At 42.2% G+C, this 23647-nt stretch carries 18 protein-coding genes and 2 rRNA genes; 11 read left to right on the top strand and 9 right to left on the bottom strand.

The features are described from left to right. The first annotated feature begins 17 nt into the window (after positions 1–17). From ACXAFE_RS12550 to ACXAFE_RS12540, 3 genes are all read left to right on the top strand, one after another. Positions 18–2900 (top strand): 23S ribosomal RNA (locus ACXAFE_RS12550). Positions 2901–3102: 202 nt separating this feature from the next. Beyond that, positions 3103–3217 (top strand): 5S ribosomal RNA (gene rrf / locus ACXAFE_RS12545). A gap of 174 nt (positions 3218–3391) precedes the next feature. After that, positions 3392–4051, top strand: coding sequence for a substrate-binding periplasmic protein (locus ACXAFE_RS12540; protein ID WP_475153120.1), 660 nt, complete (start codon positions 3392–3394; stop codon positions 4049–4051). A 33-nt stretch (positions 4052–4084) separates the two neighbouring features. Here ACXAFE_RS12540 and ACXAFE_RS12535 read toward each other — a convergent pair whose 3' ends face one another. Continuing rightward, positions 4085–6118: a methyl-accepting chemotaxis protein gene (locus tag ACXAFE_RS12535; protein ID WP_475153118.1), complete on the bottom strand. Its 2034-nt coding sequence runs from the start codon at positions 6116–6118 to the stop codon at positions 4085–4087. A 112-nt stretch (positions 6119–6230) separates the two neighbouring features. Between ACXAFE_RS12535 and ACXAFE_RS12530 the strand changes: the two genes are divergently transcribed. Then, positions 6231–7022 carry an NAD-dependent epimerase/dehydratase family protein gene (locus tag ACXAFE_RS12530; RefSeq protein ID WP_475153116.1) on the top strand — a complete coding sequence of 264 codons (792 nt, stop codon included), beginning with the start codon at positions 6231–6233 and terminating at the stop codon, positions 7020–7022. A gap of 19 nt (positions 7023–7041) precedes the next feature. Here ACXAFE_RS12530 and hutC read toward each other — a convergent pair whose 3' ends face one another. Further along, positions 7042–7749: a histidine utilization repressor gene (gene hutC / locus ACXAFE_RS12525; protein ID WP_010562161.1), complete on the bottom strand. Its 708-nt coding sequence runs from the start codon at positions 7747–7749 to the stop codon at positions 7042–7044. Positions 7750–7919: 170 nt separating this feature from the next. Between hutC and hutI the strand changes: the two genes are divergently transcribed. Together hutI and ACXAFE_RS12515 are read left to right on the top strand one after the other, a co-directional pair. Continuing rightward, complete coding sequence (gene hutI, locus ACXAFE_RS12520) at positions 7920–9173, top strand: imidazolonepropionase (RefSeq protein WP_475153112.1); 1254 nt, start codon at positions 7920–7922, stop codon at positions 9171–9173. Between the two features lie 24 nt (positions 9174–9197). Beyond that, complete coding sequence (locus tag ACXAFE_RS12515; RefSeq protein WP_475153110.1) at positions 9198–11000, top strand: EAL domain-containing protein; 1803 nt, start codon at positions 9198–9200, stop codon at positions 10998–11000. A gap of 37 nt (positions 11001–11037) precedes the next feature. Here ACXAFE_RS12515 and ACXAFE_RS12510 read toward each other — a convergent pair whose 3' ends face one another. Further along, positions 11038–12087 carry a formimidoylglutamase gene (locus ACXAFE_RS12510; RefSeq protein WP_475153107.1) on the bottom strand — a complete coding sequence of 350 codons (1050 nt, stop codon included), beginning with the start codon at positions 12085–12087 and terminating at the stop codon, positions 11038–11040. Further along, positions 12080–12580, bottom strand: coding sequence for a ribonuclease E activity regulator RraA (gene rraA, locus ACXAFE_RS12505; protein WP_010562157.1), 501 nt, complete (start codon positions 12578–12580; stop codon positions 12080–12082). The genes ACXAFE_RS12510 and rraA overlap by 8 nt, the downstream gene beginning before the upstream one ends. Positions 12581–12904: 324 nt before the next feature. Here rraA and ACXAFE_RS12500 point away from each other — a divergent pair, with 324 nt between their 5' ends. From ACXAFE_RS12500 to ACXAFE_RS12490, 3 genes are all read left to right on the top strand, one after another. Beyond that, on the top strand, positions 12905–13414 hold the full coding sequence (locus tag ACXAFE_RS12500; protein ID WP_475153104.1) for a phosphatase PAP2 family protein: 510 nt from the start codon (positions 12905–12907) through the stop codon (positions 13412–13414). Next, positions 13411–14460: an MJ1255/VC2487 family glycosyltransferase gene (locus ACXAFE_RS12495; RefSeq protein ID WP_475153102.1), complete on the top strand. Its 1050-nt coding sequence runs from the start codon at positions 13411–13413 to the stop codon at positions 14458–14460. Before ACXAFE_RS12500 ends, ACXAFE_RS12495 begins: the two co-directional genes overlap by 4 nt. A 76-nt stretch (positions 14461–14536) precedes the next feature. Further along, positions 14537–16417 (top strand): methyl-accepting chemotaxis protein, encoded by a 1881-nt coding sequence (locus ACXAFE_RS12490; RefSeq protein WP_475153100.1) that lies wholly within the window; start codon positions 14537–14539, stop codon positions 16415–16417. Here ACXAFE_RS12490 and ACXAFE_RS12485 read toward each other — a convergent pair. The 5 genes from ACXAFE_RS12485 to priA form a co-directional block, all read right to left on the bottom strand. Then, entirely contained in the window at positions 16407–16775 is a 369-nt protein-coding gene (locus tag ACXAFE_RS12485) for a gamma-butyrobetaine hydroxylase family protein (protein ID WP_475153098.1), read from the bottom strand. The genes ACXAFE_RS12490 and ACXAFE_RS12485 overlap by 11 nt on opposite strands. Positions 16776–16838: 63 nt before the next feature. Then, complete coding sequence (hslU, locus tag ACXAFE_RS12480) at positions 16839–18167, bottom strand: HslU--HslV peptidase ATPase subunit (RefSeq protein WP_475153096.1); 1329 nt, start codon at positions 18165–18167, stop codon at positions 16839–16841. A gap of 6 nt (positions 18168–18173) precedes the next feature. After that, positions 18174–18695 carry an ATP-dependent protease subunit HslV gene (gene hslV, locus ACXAFE_RS12475; RefSeq protein WP_010562151.1) on the bottom strand — a complete coding sequence of 174 codons (522 nt, stop codon included), beginning with the start codon at positions 18693–18695 and terminating at the stop codon, positions 18174–18176. Positions 18696–18826: 131 nt separating this feature from the next. Beyond that, positions 18827–19348 (bottom strand): SPOR domain-containing protein, encoded by a 522-nt coding sequence (locus ACXAFE_RS12470; protein WP_475153094.1) that lies wholly within the window; start codon positions 19346–19348, stop codon positions 18827–18829. 14 nt (positions 19349–19362) lie between these two features. After that, positions 19363–21537, bottom strand: coding sequence for a primosomal protein N' (priA, locus tag ACXAFE_RS12465; protein ID WP_475153092.1), 2175 nt, complete (start codon positions 21535–21537; stop codon positions 19363–19365). A 211-nt stretch (positions 21538–21748) separates the two neighbouring features. On the opposite strand from priA, the gene rpmE reads away from it, so the two are divergent. Then, on the top strand, positions 21749–21964 hold the full coding sequence (gene rpmE / locus ACXAFE_RS12460) for a 50S ribosomal protein L31 (RefSeq protein WP_010562148.1): 216 nt from the start codon (positions 21749–21751) through the stop codon (positions 21962–21964). A 398-nt stretch (positions 21965–22362) separates the two neighbouring features. After that, positions 22363–23604 carry a malic enzyme-like NAD(P)-binding protein gene (locus ACXAFE_RS12455; RefSeq protein WP_054981139.1) on the top strand — a complete coding sequence of 414 codons (1242 nt, stop codon included), beginning with the start codon at positions 22363–22365 and terminating at the stop codon, positions 23602–23604. Positions 23605–23647 lie beyond the last annotated feature (43 nt).

Genomic DNA, 23647 nt, shown 5'->3' with positions numbered 1-23647 from the left:
ACCATTTTGGGTTGTATGGTTAAGTGACTAAGCGTATACGGTGGATGCCTTGGCAGTTGGAGGCGATGAAGGACGTATTAACTTGCGATAAGCCTAGTCAAGCTAGTAAAAAGCGCTTGAGACTAGGATTTCCGAATGGGGAAACCCACCACTTAGTGGTATCACTTACTGAATACATAGGTAAGTGAGGCGAACCGGGAGAACTGAAACATCTAAGTACCCCGAGGAAAAGAAATCAACCGAGATTCCGAAAGTAGCGGCGAGCGAAATCGGATTAGCCCTTAAGCTGTAATGTAGTTAGTGGAACATTCTGGAAAGTTTGACGATACAGGGTGATAGTCCCGTACACGAAAACTTATTTACAGTGAAATCGAGTAGGTCGGAGCACGTGAAACTTTGACTGAATATGGGGGGACCATCCTCCAAGGCTAAATACTCCCAACTGACCGATAGTGAACCAGTACCGTGAGGGAAAGGCGAAAAGAACCCCTGTGAGGGGAGTGAAATAGAACCTGAAACCGTATACGTACAAGCAGTAGGAGCAGATTCGTTCTGTGACTGCGTACCTTTTGTATAATGGGTCAGCGACTTATATTCAGTAGCGAGGTTAACCAATTAGGGGAGCCGTAGTGAAAGCGAGCGTTAACTGCGCGTTTAGTTGCTGGGTATAGACCCGAAACCCGGTGATCTAGCCATGGGCAGGTTGAAGGTCAGGTAACACTGACTGGAGGACCGAACCGACTATCGTTGAAAAGCTAGCGGATGACCTGTGGCTAGGAGTGAAAGGCTAATCAAACCGGGAGATAGCTGGTTCTCCCCGAAATCTATTTAGGTAGAGCCTCGGACGAATACTATTGGGGGTAGAGCACTGTTAAGGCTAGGGGGTCATCCCGACTTACCAACCCTTTGCAAACTCCGAATACCAATAAGTAATATCCGGGAGACACACGGCGGGTGCTAACGTCCGTCGTGGAGAGGGAAACAACCCAGACCGCCAGCTAAGGTCCCAAAGTGTATGTTAAGTGGGAAACGATGTGGAAAGGCCCAGACAGCCAGGAGGTTGGCTTAGAAGCAGCCATCCTTTAAAGAAAGCGTAATAGCTCACTGGTCGAGTCGGTCTGCGCGGAAGATGTAACGGGGCTAAACATACCACCGAAGCTGCGGCTGCGAATTTATTCGCGGGGTAGGGGAGCGTTCTGTAAGCTGTTGAAGGTGTGCCGGGAGGCATGCTGGAGGTATCAGAAGTGCGAATGCTGACATGAGTAACGATAAAGCGGGTGAAAAACCCGCTCGCCGGAAGACCAAGGGTTCCTATCCCATGCTAATCAGGGTAGGGTGAGTCGACCCCTAAGGCGAGGCCGAAAGGCGTAGTCGATGGGAAACGGGTTAATATTCCCGTACTTGGAATAATTGCGATGGGGGGACGGAGCAGGCTAAACAAGCATGGCGTTGGTTGTCCATGTGAAAGTATGTAGGCTTGAAACTTAGGTAAATCCGGGTTTCTTTAAGGCTGAGATACGAGACGAGCATCTACGGATGTGAAGTTGTTGATGCCATACTTCCAGGAAAAGCCTCTAAGCTTCAGATTATTTCGAATCGTACCCCAAACCGACACAGGTGGTCAGGTAGAGAATACTAAGGCGCTTGAGAGAACTCGGGTGAAGGAACTAGGCAAAATTGTACCGTAACTTCGGGAGAAGGTACGCTCTTATCTGTGATGAGACTTGCTCTCTAAGCGGACGAGAGTCGCAGTGACTAGGTGGCTGGGACTGTTTATTAAAAACACAGCACTCTGCAAAATCGAAAGATGACGTATAGGGTGTGACACCTGCCCGGTGCCGGAAGGTTAATTGATGGGGTTAGCTTCGGCGAAGCTCTTGATCGAAGCCCCGGTAAACGGCGGCCGTAACTATAACGGTCCTAAGGTAGCGAAATTCCTTGTCGGGTAAGTTCCGACCTGCACGAATGGTGTAACCATGGCCACGCTGTCTCCACCCGAGACTCAGTGAAATTGAAATCGCAGTGAAGATGCTGTGTACCCGCGGCTAGACGGAAAGACCCCGTGAACCTTTACTACAGCTTGGCACTGAACATTGACCCTACATGTGTAGGATAGGTGGGAGGCTTTGAAACACAGTCGCTAGATTGTGTGGAGCCGTCCTTGAAATACCACCCTTGTAGTGTTGATGTTCTAACATAGGCCCCTGAATCGGGGTTGTGGACAGTGCCTGGTGGGTAGTTTGACTGGGGCGGTCTCCTCCCAAAGAGTAACGGAGGAGCACGAAGGTTTGCTAAGTACGGTCGGACATCGTACGGTTAGTGTAATGGTAGAAGCAAGCTTAACTGCGAGACAGACACGTCGAGCAGGTACGAAAGTAGGTCATAGTGATCCGGTGGTTCTGAATGGAAGGGCCATCGCTCAACGGATAAAAGGTACTCCGGGGATAACAGGCTGATACCGCCCAAGAGTTCATATCGACGGCGGTGTTTGGCACCTCGATGTCGGCTCATCACATCCTGGGGCTGAAGTCGGTCCCAAGGGTATGGCTGTTCGCCATTTAAAGTGGTACGCGAGCTGGGTTTAGAACGTCGTGAGACAGTTCGGTCCCTATCTGCCGTGGGCGTTTGAGAATTGAGAGGGGCTGCTCCTAGTACGAGAGGACCGGAGTGGACGAACCGCTGGTGTTCGGGTTGTGATGCCAATTGCATTGCCCGGTAGCTACGTTCGGAATCGATAACCGCTGAAAGCATCTAAGCGGGAAGCGAGCCTCGAGATGAGTTCTCACTTTAACTTGAGTTAACTGAAGGGCCGTTGAAGACTACAACGTTGATAGGCAGGATGTGGAAGTGGTGTGAGCCATTAAGCTAACCTGTACTAATTACCCGTGAGGCTTAACCATACAACGCCAAAGTGGTTTAGACCCGCAGAAGTTGAATAGCTCGAAAAGAGCAAAGTACTAAAGTAGAAACTTTACGAATTGAGATAAAAGAAACAGTTTTCCGAATTTAAGCAAAGTGTGTCTCTTAACAACAAGTGTTAACAGATATGCACCTTGCGCAAATAAAATGGCTTCGCCATTGAACATTTGCACACAGAATTTGCTTGGTGACTATAGCGTTTTGGAACCACCTGACCCCATGCCGAACTCAGAAGTGAAACGAAACAGCGTCGATGATAGTGTGGGTTCGCCCATGTGAAAGTAGAACATCGCCAAGCTCCTAATTAAGTGAAAAGTCCGCTCATTGAGCGGGCTTTTTGCGTTTTATGGGTTTCACTTCATACTTAAGCGTCTAACCTAATATAATAATTTATTTATAATTCTGTATGCTAAGAGTTCTGTCACTCCTTTTATTATTTTGCTCATTTACATCAACTGCAAAGCAAATTGTTGTGTTAAGCAGTGAAGGGCCTCCACACACAATCAATGATGCTCAAAATAGTGGTATTGACCTAGATGTTGTAAGGGCGGTTTTAATGCGTCTTGGATACGATGTGAAGTTTCATTTTGTGCCATTAGGCCGTGCTGAATCGTTAGTTAAATCTAGTGCGTATGTAGCTATGGCACCCATTTTTGCGACAAGCGATGAGGAGCGGTTTTACGTTTCTCATCCTATTGTTAAGTATGCGCCTACGGTATTTTCGTTAAAAAAGAATAAATTAACACCGCAATATTTAAGTGATTTGGAAGGTCATTCGATTATTACTTTTCAAGGTGCTCCAGGCTATTTCGGTAAAGAGTTTGAATTGCTTAGTGAGCAAAATAACTATTTTGAATCACCGAGTATGAAGGTGATCCCTGAGTTAATTAGAAAGGGGCGTTATGACTATGCTGTGCTGGATAAGTATATTTTCTATTACTTTTATCGCTTTGTTGATAAACAGCGAGATCTTTCTTTATTTAAAGAGCATGCGTTGATCCCATCGGTAACTGCAAGTGCTGGGTTTTCGGATAAGTCGCTGCGCGATGAGTTTAATCGAGAATTAGCAATATTTTTGCTTGATGACGGTTATCGTAAGGTTGTGGAAAAGTATCTTGGTAAGTTGGAGTAAATGACGAAGCGCGCAACGCGCTCCGCCACGCTTTTATAATTTAAATTCGTTTACTGTTTTATTTAAATTACCAGCAAGGTTTCGTAATATCTGTGCTTCTCTTGCTAACTCATTAGCATGCTGTGATGTATTGTTAACTAACGAGTTAATTGAGCTTAAGTTATTATTAATATCCTCAGCGACGACAGTTTGCTCTTCTGTCGCGGTTGCAATTTGATGGTTTTGATCTTGAACTAAACTCACCGATGTTGAAATATCGGTAAAGGCTTGTAACACTTGTTGAGTTTTGTCACTTGAGCGTGATACTTGCTCTTTTCCTTGTTCCATCATTTGCGTTGCTTGCACTGCGATTTGCTGTAAGCGAGTGATCATATTACGAATGTCATCTGTTGACTCTTGGGTACGACTAGCAAGCGTTCTTACTTCATCTGCTACTACCGCAAAGCCTCTACCTTGTTCACCCGCTCTGGCAGCTTCTATGGCGGCGTTAAGGGCGAGCAGGTTAGTTTGTTCTGCGATGCTATTAATTACATCAACTACGCTGCCAATATTATTCGATTCTTGCTCCAGCCCTGACACAACTTCAGCGGCATTTTGAATATGCTCCGAGAGTGACTGCATTTCATGTTGTGCGGTATTTGAAAGCGTAACACCTTTGCTCGTTAATTGGTTTACTGAATCGGTGCCTTCGTTGGCTTGCTGCGCATTGCGTGATATTTCTAACACAGTTGCAGCCATTTCAGTTACCGCAGTGCTGACATTGTCTACTTCGTCTTTTTCTTGCAGGATTTCTTGGTGAGTTTCTTCAGATACTCGGCTTAATTCCGCTGAGGCACTATCAAGTTGAATTGATTGAGCGCGTGTATTAATAAGTAATGTTCGTAGCTTATCTATAAAGGTATTTACATGGTTTGCTAATTGGCCAACTTCGTCTTGGCTATCAACGCTAATGCGTTTGGTTAGGTCCCCTTCACCTGAAGCAATGTCTTGCATGGTTTCTGTTAGTGCTGAAATTGGTTTAACAATCATTTGTGTAGCGAAAAAAATCATCGCCATAATAATAGCCAGAATAATAATTACGCTTGATGTGGTAGCCCATGCCGCTTCTTTTACAGGCGTATTAATATAACTTTCAGGCACAAGCAAACCTAAATACCAATTCAAACTTGGTTTACTTAGCTCTAATCGTTGATATACAACAAAGTAAGTTTCACCATTGAGTGTTACTTGGCTATGCCCTGATTTTTGCTGTTTCATTTGACTGTTGAGTGCGGTAAAACCAGTGGTGTTTGGCATTTGTGACTCAAGAGCTGATAAGTCGTCTTTTGAAATGCCACGAGACTCATCTTCAATCACCGATAGGGTGTGTTTAGTGCGGTTTGATAAGTGTACGACTTTCTGTTCATGGTCGAGTAAAAAGCCATAGCCAACATTGTTAAATTGTATTTGTTCAATCATTTCTGCAATGTTGTTAAGTTTTAGGTCTACTCCACCTACACCAATTAGTTTTCGATTACTGTCATAAACGGTTTGTTGCACTACGGCTGATACGTTACCTGTAGTTAAATCAATAGCGAGAGGGCCAACATATAAGCCATCATGTTTTAGTGCGTCTTGCCACCAACCGCGTTTATACGCAAAGTACTCTGCGCCATTGTATTGTGTTGTGCGCTCATTTTCCTTGAAGTAAGCACCAGTATTCGCAGAGGCAAAAAAAGCGGAAAGAATATTGCTATCAGAACCACTAATTCTGATGAAGTCTTGGTTGATGGTGTTGTACCCTTGCGAGCTTTGATAATCAGCACCTCGCTCAGTCCAATTCGCAAACCATTCGACTAAATGAGGGTTGGTAACAAAGGTTTCTACAACGCGACCATATTGCGAAAAAAAGCCTTCAATATTAAGTTTTTCGGTTTTTAAATAGCTTTTTGCTTCAGACTCGACGGAGGCGCGTGACAGATTTGAAATATGGCTAACAAAATAAAAGGCTGAGAGTATAAGCAGTACAGTTATCGTACCACCAATTAGTAATAGGATTTTCTTTCTCAAGGATAAATTATTTAACATTCTTATACTTCCTGAGGGCTAAACAGTTGAATTTTTATCGATACAAAACCACGTAAGCAGACGCAAAATTATTGTTATATAATCGGATTTTGCTCTTAGACTCTATCTAGTAATGATTAATAATTCAAATAATGGCGTTGTAGTGGGGGCCGGTTGGCTAGGGCAGCCTTTGGCTAATAGTCTTGAAGCCGATGGTTGGCAGGTTGTTAGAACCAGTCGCCAAGCTAAAAATAAGCCTAACTGGGCGCAATTTAACCTTGAGCAAGGTGTTTGTGAGATTGATATTCCGCATGCTGTGTGGTTTTTCTGTATGCCTCCTGGTCGTACTCTAGAGGCTCAGCGCGCATATTCTCAGTACTTAACTGAGAGTTTAGCATTGGCTAAAGCACAACAGGCTAAACGCTTTGTATTTTGCTCTACAACCGGTGTTTATCCAACTAAAGCTCAAACTTATACAGAGCTAAGTGCGTTTGATGCATCAGCTGAAAAGCAATCGCGACTATTAGAAAATGAACAACAAGTGGCTGACAGTGGTTTGCATTATGTTATTGTTCGCTTAGGTGGGCTTATCGGTGAAAAGCGTCACCCAGGGCGTTTTTTAAGTGGCAAAACATTATCATCAAGCGCCAATGCGTTAGTAAATATGTTGCATCAAGATGATGCAGTCACTGGTTTATCATTTGTTGCGACGCATAACCTTACTTCGTCGATTGTTAATTTAGTAACGCCACATCATCCGACCAAGCAGGCGTTTTACGCAGAGGCTACTAAATTACTCGAAGTTGAAGGCGTGAACTTTGAAAAAAGTAATTTAGAAGAGCGTATTATCTCAAGTGATTTACTTGTAGAGCAGGGCTTTCAGTTTAAATACGATAACTTGTTTGAGGCCCTAAAACACTGCTAAAAAAAATCCTCGGTATTTCTTAGCGTTTAAATGTCAGGTGCCCGCCAAGGCGATATTTACTGCCCGGTGAAATAAGGCGAGTAAAGCTTACAACACCATTTGATGACCAAGTGCGACGAATGACTTGCAAACAAGGTTCTTCATTAAATAGCGATAGCCATTGGCTTATTTGTGGGCTTGGCATAATTGCTTCAACGGTGTGGCGCGCTTCGGTAAGTGGTGCCACTTCACATAAGTATTCGTGCGGCGTTACTTGTTCAAAGTTTTGCTGCAGATACCCTGGCGCAAATGCTGGGTTTACAAAACGCTCTTCGACTTGAATTGGTGTGCCGTTTTCAAGGTGTACAAGCACCGAACGATATACTAGGCTGTCTTGCTCAACGCCTAAAGCAATTGCGATTGGTGCAATTGCGGGCATTGATTCTAAAATTTCGGGAATACACTTATGTTCACTGCCACGCTCTTTGATTTCATCGGCAATATTACGAATTTCCAGCAAGTTAGACTGTGATTTAAAACTTGCGACAAAAGTACCTAATCCTTGTGTGCGGCTTAGAATACCAGCGTCTGTTAATTCACTAAGTGCCCGCCTTGCTGTCATACGGCTTACACTAAATTGTTCGGCGAGTTCATTTTCTGAGGCTACTCGGCTGTTCTCAGCCCATTCGCCTGATTTTATCTTGCCAATGATGTGTTGTTTGATTTGCGCGAATTTAGGTTGTGCCATAGTAACAGTGTTGTTGATTATTCAATTGTTTTAAGCCTTTTACCTAAGCATTAACGAGTAATCAAGCTATAGTTGATAAAAGATACAATGAAGATGGCATAATTGTATTGTATATACAAGTCTTCTTGGTAGACTTTCATTTTTATGAATAGATGTAATTTGAGTTAGTTATGACAGCCAATGATGTAAATGCGGCAGCGAAGCAGAGTTTTGATTTAGTGATCACCAATGTTCATATAGCAACCATGGATAGTGCAATAGACGATACTTATGGCACGGTGCTAAATGCTGCTTTGGGTATTAAAGGAGACAAAATTGCTTGGTGTGGAAATGCAACGGATTTTCCTGAGTTTGATAGTTTGCAAACCCCTGTAGTAAATGGTCATGGTAAATGGATTACGCCAAGCTTGATTGATTGTCATACTCATATTGTATGTGCTGGTAATCGTGCTAACGAATTTGAAATGCGTTTAAACGGTGCGAGCTATCAAGATATTGCAGCGCAAGGCGGTGGCATTATCTCAACAGTAAAAGCGACACGAGAGGCTGATCATGAAGCGCTATTTGTTAGCGCAAAAGATCGTTTAAATGCATTGTTGAATGAAGGTGTTACTACAGTTGAAATTAAGTCAGGCTACGGTTTAGATCTAGACAGTGAAATTAAAATGCTCGAGGTCGCAGAGCAACTAAATCAACATCACCCAATTGATGTGCAAAAAACGTTTCTTGGTGCGCACGCATTACCGCCAGAATATAAAGACAAAGCTGATGATTACATTACGTTAGTATGTGATGAAATGATGCCAAAAGTGGCTGAGCTTAACTTAGCCGATGCTGTAGATGCGTTTTGTGAGGGGGTTGGTTTTTCAAACGAACAAACTCGCCGTGTATTTGATGCAGCGAAAAAGCTTAATCTTCCTGTAAAACTTCATGCTGAACAGCTATCAAATTTGAAAGGTGCTCAATTGGTTGCAGAGTATAACGGGTTATCGGCGGATCATATTGAGTTTCTTGATGAATCGGGTGTTGTGGCAATGGCGCAAGCTAATACAGTCGCAGTGCTGCTACCAGGTGCTTTTTACTTTTTACGTGAGACACAATTACCGCCAATTGAGCTGCTGCGTAAACATAAAGTAGCTATGGCAATTGCAACCGATTTCAACCCTGGTACGTCACCTATTTGCTCGGTGCAATTAATGCTTAACATGGCATGTACACTGTTTAGATTGACTCCTGCTGAATCACTTGCAGGTGTTACGGTGAATGCAGCTCGCGCGCTGGGGTTAACGGACCGAGGCGTAATTAAAGTAGGACTAAACGCTGATTTTGTGCTCTGGGATATTGATTCTCCGGCTCAGTTATCGTATCAATATGGCGTCAACCCTTTGAAGGGACTATGGAAAGATGGTCAGCAATTAAAGTAGGGAGCTACTTCCTGTGAGAGGCGTATGAAAAAAGTAATAGCAGTGGGCGGTTTAACGCTTAGTTCGTTTTCACTGTTTGCAGCAACAGAAACGAGCATGTTTACATTTCCTAGTTTAGTGGCTGGGATGGTGCTTGTGAGCTGGTTGTTAGCGATTTTGCAAGCTGGCAATGCAGTGAATCGTGTGTTGGATATTTTGCTTGGCGTGGCAACGCTGGCATTTCTTTCAACGCATAACCTTGTTGCTATTATTATTTGCGCCTTGATTTTGCTAGCTGAATGCTATTTTTCGCAGCAAAAAAAAGCACAGCGTATGGCGTTATGGCTAAACGTTGTTAGTTTATTGCTATTCCTTGGCCTTTCAGTCGCTTTCTTTACAGATTACTTAAGTGGCGCTTGGCCACCTGTTGCAGTTGTATTTCACTATATTTTTGCCAACCTTGATACCTACTTTAGACGTGAAAAGCGCCTTAGAATAGCCCTGTCTTCGCAATTGCACACCAATGAAGCGCATAACGACAAACAGTTGCTACTTGAGCGCAGCTTATTTCTAAATGGCTATGACAATTGGCAAGCACAGTCGCTCAACCGTGTTTTGGTTTTAATTAAGCTTGAGGGGTTGGGTCAAATTAATCGTATGGTGGGCCATGACTTTGGCGATTTATTAATTGCTAAGCTCGGCAAAAAAATTAATGATGAATTAAATACCGGTGATGTACTGTCGTTATCATTATTTAATGAAGACGTGCAACTTTGTTATTTAGGTGGGGTTGATTTTGCCTTTGCCGTTGATACCAGTAATGAAGCGCATATTCATCAGCGTTTAATCCACCGAATATACGATGTAGTGCACAAACCTACACAAGTTGACAACATCGATTCTGAGCTCTCTTTACGAGCTGCGATTGTAGAAGACAAAAAACAATTAACAGCACAGCAGCTGCTTGCGCAAGCGCATTTAGCAATCGAGTTCACGTCAGAAATAGATTGGTTAATTACCTTCCACAAAGAGATTGCAGAGCGAGCAGACAAACGTAGACAGCTACTATCTGATTTATCAGTACTTGATTTTGATAAAGATTTTCAGCTTTATTTTCACCCGGTTATTGATATCGAAACAAATCAAATTTTGTTTATCGAGTTGCTGTTGCGTTGGCATCATCCAAAATTTGGTACTCTAGAGGCAAAACACTTTATTGATGAAATTAGTGCCGCGGGATTAACATTACCGGTTGCACGTTGGGTGTCAGAGAAAGCGGCTGAATTGGCGTTAGCAATTAAGCTTGAAGAGATTAATGTACCGATAAGCGTTAATTTATTTGGTAAAGAACTGCTGCAAGATGAGTTTATTGATCACCTTGCTGGTGTGCTAGTAGAGCACAGGTTAACCGAAGGCGATATTATTATCGAAGCGCCAGTGAATGTGTTTATGGGGTTGCCTGATTTTGGTGAATCGATTTTACGACGCCTTAAAGAAAATAACATTGCAGTGTGTTTAGACGACTTAGGTATTGAGCCATTGCAATTATCTAGATTGCCTCGTCTTGCGTTAAATTATGTCAAAGTTGATGGTTCAATCGTTAAAGAGCTAACTGAAAATGTAAATACGCGCAGTTTGTTAAGCGGCATTATTGATATGAGTAATAGCTTAGGTATTAAGGTAGTGTGTGAGGGTATCGAATCTGAAACTCAATATACCTATATCAATAGTATGAAGTGTCATGCGGCGCAAGGTTATTTATTCTCAAGACCATTACCGAATGTAGGCTTGTTGGGATGGTTAAAGCAGTGGCAAAAACGTCTTGCTAACGGTGAGCGCCCTTATTAGGCGCTCATTTTATTTGTAAATCAGTATTGTAAGCTAGTTAAGCTTCGCGACCACTTAAATAGCTGGCAACAAGTGCAGCTAAGATTTGTCCGGCCTCATTCATACCTTGGTTTACACCATTAGCATGCTCGCTTGGTGCAGCCTCACAAAGGTGCAAGTAGCGTGTGTATGGGTTTAGTGCTAATTGATAAACAAATTGCTCAGCTTCATACACTGCCAAACCGCAGTTGGTAAAGGCACTGACAGGCATATAAGAGATGCTATCAACATCGACCTCAATCCCCATAGGTAATTGATAGCCTTGCATCCGTGCAAGTGCGGCCTTATTTGCCTCGTTCAGGCTAAGCTCTTGTCTTACCTTAATCGCTTGATAAGAATCGTAAGAAAACCCTGCATCATGCATACGGTCAATGATGGCTTGGTTGTTCTTTAACTCATGCATAGCAATTACGTGATAGTCACGTAAGTAGTTTTGTTGATGTGCATAACTAAAGCCGTTGCCACTATGTCTGCCTTCAGTGGCTCGAAAGTCAGCATGAGGGTCTAAGTTTATGGCGCAACAGGTTTGTTGCGTACTTTCACTTAGTGCCTTGATAATAGGGTAGCAATTATTATGTCCGCCACCTATCACGATTGGCTCTAATCCCGCATCAAAAATCATTTGTAATATTGGACTGGCGATATCATCAATTTCACCGCACAGTGTGCGCAGTGTATCGAGCTCGGCTGGTACTTTGTTACTTAGCCCTTGGCCGCGTTTCATAATATCGGCACAATCGACTTCACCAAGTAACAATACTTTATTGCTGGCAATAAATTGGTTTGCTTGCAAGTTTAAAAACTTGCTCAGGAAGGCCTGCCAGCCAAGTTCGGCACCACCATTACCTAAATTGGCGCGAGGACCGATATCTTCCGGAATACCAACCAGAACGTACTTAATACCATAGGCAGATGCATCGGCGAGTGCATTTTCAATTGACTGTTGCTGATTAATAAACGAAATACTTTGCCAAACGCGCAGCTCACCAGCGCGCGCTTGACATAAATCAGCAATGCTTTGCTCGGTATATATCTTTAGCTTATTCATCTTCGTCTAAATCAATCGACAACTCTTCAGCAGAAAGAATGATGCCCGTGCTATCGGCATAGATGTAATCTCCTTCAAAGAAAGACACACCTGCAAAATTAACCGGAGCACCTAACTCACCATAACCTTCGCTGTCTGCCGCTACTGGAATAGATGCTACTGCTTGAATACCAATATCAAGCTCTTCAAGGTCGCTAACATGGCGAACACTGCCGTAAACAACCAATCCTTCCCAGTTGTTATCAAGTGCAAGTTCAGCAAGTTCAATATCAATTAATGCGCGGCGCGTAGAGCCGCCTCCATCGATTAACAGTACTTTGCCTGAACCATCCTGTGACAAAGTCTCTCGGATAAGTTGATTGTTCTCAAAACATTTTATTGTGGTAATTTGACCAGCAAAAGCAGTTGCGCCAGCAAAATTAACAAACAAAGGTTCTAGTACGTCGATGCTATCAGCAAACTGATCACACAGGTCTGATGTATTGATTTCCATATTAGCTCCAAGGGCTTAAATAGTTTTCTCAGTATACCCTGCAGCATGATTAATACAATTGATCTCGTATGGTTTTGTAAATGATTTATCTATGCTCGTTAGGTTTTATTGTGGGTTGTAGTCAGTGTGTTTAAGTTATTGATGTTTAGGTTTCTATAAATGGCCCGCAATGAATTAAACTGAATATAACTTCCGACAAATAACCTCTGTTATTGGCTGTCATAAATAGGTCATCAAACTTCCATCTTAATTACGTGAAACTGTCACCTGATTGTTACGTAGTGAATCTAAAGTCAAACTAACTCCTTGCAATCGAGAATTGCTATGCAAACCATTTCACAGTTAGACCGAAAAGCATTTTTTAAATTGTTTAATCACCAAGCGTCTAAACGCAGGTTATACGTCATAAAAGCGGTGTCAAAATTGGGAGATGGCTTTTTGTATTTACTTGTTGGAGCAGCATGCTATTTGATTGATACTGAAACCAGCAATTTAGCTTTATTTGCTTTGGCTTTAGGATTTTCAGTAGAGCGGCCTGTTTACTTCTTTTTGAAAAATACCTTAAAGCGTGAAAGACCTAGCCAGTCAATTGTCGAAGGCTTTGTAGTGCCAAGTGATCGCTTTAGTTTGCCCTCAGGACATAGCTCCGCTGCATGGCTGTTTGCCTGCGTTATTGCTTGGTATTTTCCTGAATTTAGTTACGTATTGTTGTTGGCAGTTGCCATTTCATTGTCACGCGTAATGCTTGGTGTGCACTATCCATGCGACATTATCGTAGGCGCTATACTGGGTACAGGGTTTGCGTTTGTAGGTATTTTCGGAGCTTCATTATGAAAATTTTATATGGAATTCAAGGCACTGGTAATGGGCATATTACACGTGCTCGGGCAATGGCAAAGTCATTCGCAAAAAGCAGTATTAAAGTGGATTACTTTTTTAGCGGCCGACCAGCAAATAAGTATTTTGACATGTCTGACTTTAATGACTACCAAATACGAGAAGGTTTCACTTTTGCCATCGAAAACGGCTGTGTAAATAAACTAAAAACCCTTAAAAACATTCGCGTTGGGCAATTTATACACGATGTTAAAAAATTTGATTTATCGGGCTATGACTTAGTTATTAACGATTTTGAGCCCATTTCAGCATGGGCAGCAAAACTTGCTAAAGTACCTTGCATTGGCATTAGTCACCAAGCTTCTTTTTTATCAAACAGAGTACCGTCGCAAGGGGCGACCTTGTTAACGCGTTTGGGTTTAAAGTTGTTTGCACCTGCAGATTGTTACTTGGGCGTTCACTGGTTTCCGTATCATCAAAATATTATTCCGCCATTTATTGAGCCAGTTAAAAGCTGGCAAAAAGACAACTTTATTGAAAATAAGATCTTAGTTTATTTACCTTTTGAGGACCCTAAGAAGATCATTGCGTTATTACAGCATTTTCCTGAATATGAGTTTTACTGCTATCACCCGCAATTAAACAACAAAAGCATTAATCATCACATTCATTTGCGCTCACCATGCCGGGTTGGTTTTCTAAATGATTTGGTCTCTGCCTCTGGCACGATAGGTAACGCGGGCTTTGAGTTATCAAGCGAAGCGCTGCGCTACGGTAAAAAGTTACTGCTAAAACCGCTCGATGGCCAATTTGAACAAGCGTCAAATGCATTTACCTTAGTCAATGCTGGGCTCGCTACTAGTATGTCTTGCTTAAATGCCGATGTAGTGGATGATTGGCTTTCGGTTAACAACAAACAGGCGATTAATTTTCCAAGCGATCCTAGTCCGTTAACCGACTGGATAGCAGCAGGGGCAAGTGATGTAAAAGGGCTATCAGATAACTTGTGGCAAAATATTCAGCTGCCAGCGTTTGCAAGCTAATCTACTTTTAGCACAATTTTATATAGCATCTATACTTTTATAAGCTTTCTAAAAATTATATGAAACAGAGGTTTATATGGAGCTGCTACAACGCTTAACAATCAAAGCTCGGCTACAGTTAAATGCTTTTTTTGTGGGTGCAGCAATGTTTATATTGCTGCTGGTGATTCTTTATGAAGCATCAGTGATGCTTAAGCTGAATACAGCGATTCAGTTAACAGAAGAACTGGCGATTCATGAAGGTGTTTTACGTAAACATGAAAAGAATTTTTTATTTTATAAAAACGTTGAATCGTTAGAGCAGTTCGATAATGAGTTTAAGTTACTGAAAAACAAATCAAGTAACTTACATTCACTATTACAAGAGCTTGATATATCAACCAAAACGCTAGCTGAATTGAACGGCATAATTGACCAATACAATGCCGACTTTAACGAGGTGGTGGCACTACAACGACGTATTGGTTTGCACCCGAAAGATGCAGCCTACGGTAATTTAAGGGCTGCAGTTCATCAAGTTGAAACTTTATTAAAGCAGCAAAATAACTATCAGTTACTCGCCGATATGTTGCAGTTACGCCGCAACGAGAAAGACTTTATGTTGCGCCTCGACAAAAAATATTTAACCCGCTTTAACAACAATATAAACGCTTTTAAAAGTAATATTCAGCAGGCTGATTTCGATTCGAGTTACCGCTCTGAATTACTAACATTACTCGAAACTTACCAACGGGAATTCTCAGCGTTAGTCTCAGCACAGGAAGCACTAGGGCTTGACTTAGAGTCAGGAGCTTTGGGGAAAATGGCAGCTAGTGTCGCGAAAAGTGATGTCTTGGTTGATCGAATGACAGCTGAAACAAAAGCGGCCATTGAGCAAAGCGCAGACTTCACCTCAACTGTGGCGATTATTATTTTTGTATTGTCAACGATTGTTGTAATGACGTTGGTTTATATGACTAGTCGCTCAATTATTTTACCTGTAAATAAGGTTTGCGAAGTAATTCATACTATCCGCAGTACAAATGATTTAACGCGCAGTTTGCAAAGTGCTGGTCAAGACGAAATTGCACGTATGACTGGTGATTTTGACTCCTTTATTAATGACTTTAAAAACCTTATTTTTGAGGTTAAGCAAGCGCTTGGTATTTTAAATTCGGCAACAGAAAACCTTGCTAATACCACAGCTGAAACCAGTGAAGGTATGCGTGAGCAACTGCATGAAGCGGACATGGTAGCCACAGCCGCGACTGAGATGCAGGCAACAATTCAAGATATTTCACACAATACTGAGGCGGCTGCTAAAAAAGCAGAGTCGACTAACGAAAGCGCAATGCAAGGTAAGCAAGAAGTTGATTCTACAGTAGCGCGTATCTCTGAATTGACTAATTCACTTACTCATGCGTCTGATGTTGTAACTCAACTTGAGCAAGATGCCGTAACAATTGGCTCTGTGCTTGATGTTATTCGTGGTATCGCTGAACAAACTAACTTACTTGCACTTAATGCGGCAATAGAGGCGGCGCGTGCAGGTGAGCAAGGGCGCGGCTTTGCGGTAGTTGCAGATGAAGTACGCTCATTGGCACAAAGAACGCAAGATTCAACACAAGAAATCGAGAGTATTATCTCTACATTACAACAGCGTACGCAAGAGGTTGTAAGTGTAATGGAGCGCTGTAAAACGCAGGGGAGTTCAAGTTCAGAGCAAGCAGTACAAGCGGGCACCTTGCTCTATTCGATTAGTGAAGATGTACAAACGATTATGGATATGAGCACGCAAATTGCCACGGCAATAGATGAGCAAAATCAGGTTGCGTCTGAAGTTAATAAAAACGTTATTAAAATTCGTGATATTGCGGAGCAAGCGGCAGCGCATTCAGAAACGAATGCACAAACCAGTGAAGAAGTGTCGACTCAGGCTGAAGTACTGCACAGAGCAATTGAAAAATTTAATGTGTAATCTTAATTGGGATCAAGGCGTCGCGAGACGCTTTGCCTTGTTTTAAGTTGGCTAAGTATGTTTGCCATAGCGCATCATGATTTTGAGCTAAGTGAAACAAATAATCCCAACTATAAAGCCCGGTATTATGACCATCGTTAAAAGTAATGCGTACAGCATAGTGACCGACTTGCTCTATCGCTTGTATGGTAACGTCTTTTTTGTTGGTTACTAAAATCGGTTTGCCATGACCTTGCACCTCTGCAGAAGGCGAATTAACACGTAAAAATTCGGGTGTAAATGTGTGCTGAGTTTGCCCGTCAAAATACACATCGAGCAAGTTTGAAGCACGGTGATAATGCAATTTAGAAACTAACATAAAATACCCAAATAAAAAGGCGCCAATGAGCGCCTTTTCTATTGTTATAAAAGACGAGTCAAATTATAAGATAAAACGACTTAAATCTTCATCTTTAACTAATTCACCTAAGAAACGCTCAACGTAGGCTGCATCTACAATCAGGCTTTCACCTGATTTTTCGCTCGCATCATATGAAATTTCTTCCATTAGTCGTTCCATTACGGTGTGTAATCGACGTGCACCGATGTTTTCGGTTTTTTCGTTTACTTGCCACGCAGCTTCCGCAATCTTAGTGATTGAGTCGTCACGGAACTCTACGTTAACACCTTCAGTGCCCATTAGCGCTTGATATTGCTCTGTAAGCGATGCGTGCGGTTCAGTTAAAATTCGCTCGAAATCAGATGAGGTAAGTGCTTCTAGTTCTACACGAATTGGTAAACGGCCTTGTAGCTCAGGAATCAAATCCGACGGTTTTGCCATTTGGAATGCACCTGATGCAATAAACAGAATATGGTCAGTTTTTACCATACCGTGTTTAGTATTTACCGTTGAGCCTTCCACAAGTGGCAGTAAGTCGCGCTGTACACCTTCACGGCTTACATCTGGACCTGATGATTCACCGCGCTTACAGATTTTGTCAATTTCATCAATAAACACAATACCATTTTGCTCAACAGCGTTGATCGCTTGCTCTTTTAGCTCTTCAGGGTTTACTAGCTTTGCAGCTTCTTCTTCAGTAAGTAGCTTAAACGCGTCCTTAATTTTTAGTTTACGCTTAGACTTTTTATCGCCACCCATGTTCTGGAACATGCTTTGTAGCTGATTAGTCATCTCTTCCATGCCTGGAGGTGCCATAATTTCAACGCCAACAGGCGCTTGAGAAACATCAATTTCGATTTCTTTATCGTCTAATTGACCTTCGCGCAATTTCTTGCGAAATGCTTGACGTGTTGCGTTATTTTCAGAATCTTGCGCTTGGCCCCATGCATCTTTTGCTGGTGGCAATAAGGCATCTAAAATGCGCTCTTCCGCGGCTTCTTCAGCTCTGAACTTATACTTTTCGGTTTGTTGTTCACGTGTCATCTTCACTGAAATATCAGCAAGATCGCGAATAATGGTTTCAACTTCTTTACCAACGTAACCTACTTCAGTGAATTTCGTTGCTTCAACTTTAATAAATGGCGCGTTAGCTAGTTTTGCTAAACGGCGTGCAATTTCAGTTTTACCTACACCCGTTGGGCCAATCATTAAAATATTCTTTGGCGTTACTTCACTGCGCAGCGCTTCGTCAAGTTGCATACGACGCCAGCGGTTACGAAGGGCAATCGCAACGGCTTTTTTAGCTTTGTTTTGACCAATGATGTGCTGGTCTAACTCATGTACAATTTCTCTTGGTGTCATTGCAGACATATTTAATTACCCCAGCTCTTCAATGGTTTGGAAGTTATTAGTGAAAACGCAGATATCGCCTGCAATTTTTAGGCTTTTTTCTACAATTTCGCGTGCACTTAAGTCGGTGTTTTCAAGTAATGCAGTTGCTGATGCCTGGGCGAAGTTGCCGCCACTGCCAATAGCGATTAGATCATGCTCAGGCTGCACTACATCGCCGTTACCTGTGATAATCAGTGATGCAGTTTCATCTGCGACGGCTAGTAGCGCTTCGAGTTTTCTTAATGCGCGGTCGGTTCGCCAATCTTTGGCCATTTCAACAGCCGCTTTGGTTAAGTGGCCCTGATGCATTTCGAGTTTGGTTTCAAAACGTTCAAATAGTGTAAAAGCGTCGGCTGTACCGCCCGCAAATCCGGCAAGTACTTTGCCGTTATAAAGACGACGCACTTTTTTTGCGTTGCCTTTCATTACTGTGTTGCCCAGTGAAACTTGGCCATCACCGCCAATCACTACTTTGCCTTCGCGGCGCACAGAAACTATCGTAGTCATAAATAAACCTTAGGTTTAATCTGTTAATTTCAATTGTTATTGATATGGGGAGTAAACAAAGGATTTCAAGGCTTGGCGAGGGAACTTGGTAGCAAAACAAAGCTACCAAGCTTAAATTTGTGTTAGTTGTGTTACTTAGGCATTAAATAAATGCGACAGCGAGAAATGCGCGCACGTTTAATCTGGTTGTTGGCACTTTCGGCAAGGCGCTTGGTGGCAAACGGTTCTATTTTTACGCGATACCATACACCATTTTTGCCTTCTGTACGGTCTACATCGGCAATGAGGCCGGTTTTAAATGCAATTTGTGCTTTTAACGCTTCCGCATCATCACGATTACGCAGTGATGCACATTGCATATAGTAGGGGCCTTTTTGCTCTTGTTCTGTAACTTCAACCTCAATGTTAGCATTTTCAATTTCTTCAATGAAATCGGGTTTTTTAGGTTTAGGCTTAGGTGCTTTTGTTTGTTCTTTGGCAACTTTTTGCTGCGATGCTTTTACATCACTATTGGTGGTAATAAAGTACAAGCCATAAATACCAGCCGACACTAAAACAACCGCGACTACTAACGCAGCAACAGGAAAAGGACGTTTGTTTGGGGCTGTTTTTTTAGGGGCACGTTTTTTATTTACGTAATCTCTTTGGGCCATTGTTTACTATTTTCTTATGCCATTGAAACTGGGTCGATATCGATACTCCAGCGGACCTTTGTTGCTAGCTTACTTTGACTTATGTAGCTAACAAGTTGATGTAGGTATAAGTGCAATTTTTTGCGCTCATTACCTAGAATATGGAGCTGGTAGCGGTATTTGCCTGCAATGCGCTCAAGTGCTGCAGGAACAGGTCCGAGCAATTGTATACCAGAAGGCAGTTGTTCTGGAATAAGGTCGTATAAAAAATTATTGATGTCGTTTAGCTTGTGCGATTCGCAACGAATGATTGCAAGACTCGTGTAGGGTGGTAGCAAGGTTTCTTCACGTTCACGCAACGCATAACGGGAGAAGTCTTGGTAGCCATTATTGATTAAGTCTTGTAATAGAGGGTGTTCTGGAAAATGCGTTTGGAGCAATACTGTGCCGGCTTCACCGCTACGCCCTGCGCGACCTGAAACTTGGGTAATTAATTGGGCTAGGTGCTCTGTAGCGCGAAAATCGTAAGAGTAGAGTCCGCTATCTACATCCATAATGACGACTAACGATACCTCACTAAAATGATGTCCTTTAGCAAGCATTTGCGTGCCAATTAAAATGCGCGGTTCGCCTTTGTTTATGTCGTGCAGTGCGCTTTCTAAACTGCCTTTTTTACGCGTTGAATCGCGGTCAACTCGGGTGATTGGGGTGTCGGGAAAGCTTTCCGCTAAAAACTCAGCAACTTGTTCTGTGCCTTGTCCTGCGGGGATAATTTGCGTACTACCGCAACTTGGACATTGTGTGGGAACATGCTCTTGCGCGCCGCAATGATGGCAAATTAAATTGCGAATATGTTTATGATAGGTGGCATTGGCGCTACAGCGTTGGCATTGACTTAACCAGCCACACTCGTGGCAAATAAGACTGGGTGAAAAACCTCTACGATTTAAAAACACCATAACTTGCTTACCTTTAGTAAGCTCTTTTTTGATGTAATCAAGCGTTGCAAGTGCAAGACCAGACTGCTGATGCTGTCCTCGCATATCAAGTAGCACATACTGATTATCGCTTTGTGTTTGCGCTCGCTCTGTTAATGTAAGTAGTTGGTATTTTTTGTTGATGGCATTTTGCACGCTTTCTAGTGAGGGCGTTGCGCTGCCTAAAATGAGTGGAATAGCTAGTTTAGCAGCACGAAAGCAAGCTAAATCACGGGCGTGGTAGCGCAATGAATCTTGCTGTTTAAATGATAAGTCGTGCTCTTCATCAACAATAATCATCGCGAGTTTGGCGAATGGTAAAAACACACTTGAGCGGGTGCCAATTACAATGGCAGCGCTTTGAGTTTGTGCTGCACGCCAAGTTGATAGACGTTCATTATCCGTCATTGCTGAATGCCAAAGCATAATAGGTACATTAGGAAAACGCCTACGAAAGCGGTTAACGGTTTGTGGCGTTAAGCCGATTTCGGGTACCAGTACTAATGCTTGTTTACCTTGTTGCAATGGCTTTTCCAGAGCTTGCAGATAAACTTCTGTTTTACCGCTGCCAGTTACACCTTCAAGCAAATAACAGCTATAGCCTGTAGCTTGATTAATTGCTGCAAGTGCAATGGCTTGTTCACGCTTAAGTTTGGGTTTATCGCCGATTGCGAGAGGTTTTGATTGCCAATCACGATTGTATTCAACCGTTTTCTCAATAATTGCTTTTTCCAGCAGTGATTTAACGGTCGCACTACTGAATCCGAGTGCGCTTAACTCGGTAACTGGCGTACTGCCCGAATCAACTAAATGCTCGATTAGTTGGCGCTGTTTTTTACCATTCACTGATGCATTTTCATCGGCCAGTTTAATGATAGGCACCGCAGACTTATCAATTGCTTCGCCTTTATTTAACAGAGTTGGTAGTGCAACTTGGTAGCACTCACCAAGCGGGTTTTGATAATAATGACTCGCAAATTCGATAAAGCTAATCATATGGCGATCAATAATCGCGTTGTTATCAATTAAACGTGAGATAGGTTTTAATTTGTCGAGAAATTCACTATTTGATTTTAACGCAACAACAATGCCGACAAGTTGCTGACGACCAAACTGAACTGCAACACGACAACCCACGGCAATATTAGTTTGAAACTGAGGTTCAACGAGATAATCAAAGTTACGGTAAAGCGGCACATTTAAGGCTATTTCTGCAACAACAGGCGTAGTCATTCTACTTTTATTTTTAGAGCGTATTTGTGGAAATTAAATCATGGCATTGTGTTTGCGGCTAGTGTTAAACAAAATTTATCTGAAGATGGTTAAAGATCTTGCTATTGGCATGTTAGTTGGCTAGAATTCGCGCCCTATATATTTTTGTTTAACAACGTATGGTGCCAGACTTCGGGTTTGGAGAGCGATGCGGCCTAATTAGAGGTTTACTATGAAAGAAGGTATCCACCCTAAGTACGAAGCAATCAATGCTACTTGTTCTTGTGGTAACAAATTCGAAACGCGTTCAACTCTTTGTAAAGACATCCACTTAGATGTTTGTTCAGAGTGTCACCCGTTCTACACTGGTAAGCAAAAAGTGCTTGATACAGGTGGTCGTGTTGATCGCTTCAACAAGCGTTTTGGCGCGCTTTCAAGCAAAAAATAAGAGCTATTTTAGTTCTTTCAAAAAAGCACCTAAGGGTGCTTTTTTTGTGCCTAAAATTTAATATGAATTTTTGTCATGTGATATGGTTTTTCTATGTCTTTTTATTCTAAATAGATGGCTATATACTGGATTATAGATAGCTTCAATATTCATTATTTTTACTATCTGTTGGCAAAATAGTAGCTGTCGAGTGTAAAAAATAGATGGTTGTGAATCTGGTCGGATCTGAATTAACTTCAATCTGGTAATGATTTAGCAGAAAATATCCACAAGCCTATTGTTGTAAATTCAACTATGGTCTTAGGTTAAGATATAACCGCATTTAACTTCTATTTACTCTAAATGCCGTACTATTAAACCAGTATCTCTCACTTTTAACATCGTAGGATAAGGCACGCATGTCTGACATAAGAGAAAAAGCGCTACAATACCATTCTGAACCCGTTCCTGGAAAAATCAGCATCGAATTAACCAAACCAGCAGAGACAGTTAATGATCTTGCATTAGCGTATAGCCCTGGTGTTGCTGAACCGGTTCGTGAGATCGCAGCAGATCCGAACAATGCATACAAATATACTGCAAAGGGTAATATGGTCGCTGTTATCTCAAACGGTACTGCAATTTTAGGTTTAGGTAATTTAGGGCCGCTTGCATCAAAACCTGTTATGGAAGGTAAGGCGTTATTATTTAAGCGTTTTGCTGGTTTAGATTCAATTGATATTGAAGTTAAGCACCGTACTACCGAAGACTTTATTAATACTGTAGAAAATATTGCAGATACTTTTGGTGGTATTAACCTGGAAGATATTAAAGCGCCAGAGTGTTTTGAAATTGAAAAAGCGCTTATTGAACGTTGTAGTGTGCCAGTATTCCATGATGACCAACACGGTACCGCAATTGTAACCGCGGCAGGCATGTTGAATGCGCTAGAGATTCAAGGTAAAAAGCTAAAAGATGCATTAATTGTATGTTTAGGTGCAGGTGCAGCAGCAATTGCATGTATGGAGCTGTTAATTAAATGTGGTGCACAACGTGAGCACATTTATATGCTTGATAGAAAAGGGGTTATTCATACGCGCCGTGATGACCTAAATGAATACAAAATGTTGTTTGCGAATAATACAGATAAGCGCACCTTACAAGATGTTATTGAAGAAGCAGACGTATTTGTGGGAGTTTCTGGCCCTGACTTATTGGCTCCTGAAGATCTAAAATTAATGGCAGATAAGCCTGTGGTATTTGCGTGTTCTAACCCTGATCCTGAAATTAAGCCTGAAGTAGCCAATGCTGCGCGCAATGATTTAATTATGGCTACAGGTCGTTCAGATTACCCTAACCAAGTTAACAACGTATTATGCTTCCCATTTATTTTCCGTGGTGCGCTTGATGTGCGCGCAACAGCGATCAATGACGAAATGAAAATTGCGGCGGTAAATGCGATTCGCGAAATTGCTAAAGAGCCGGTACCGCAAGAGGTATTGTCTGCGTCTGGTGAATCAAATCTTGAATTTGGTAAAGATTATATTATTCCTAAACCTATGGACCCGCGTTTGCTTCCACGTGTAGCGCGTGCGGTTGCAGAAGCAGCAGTTGAGTCGGGTGTTGCACAAATCGAAATGCCAGAAAACTACATGCTTTAACTGGGTTAAAAGCAAAAAAAACCTCAGCAAATGCTGAGGTTTT

Source organism: Pseudoalteromonas sp. ABV4_021, from assembly GCF_056159365.1.
Note: the sequence above shows the minus strand (reverse complement) of the source record. Positions and strands in the feature narration are given on the sequence as shown.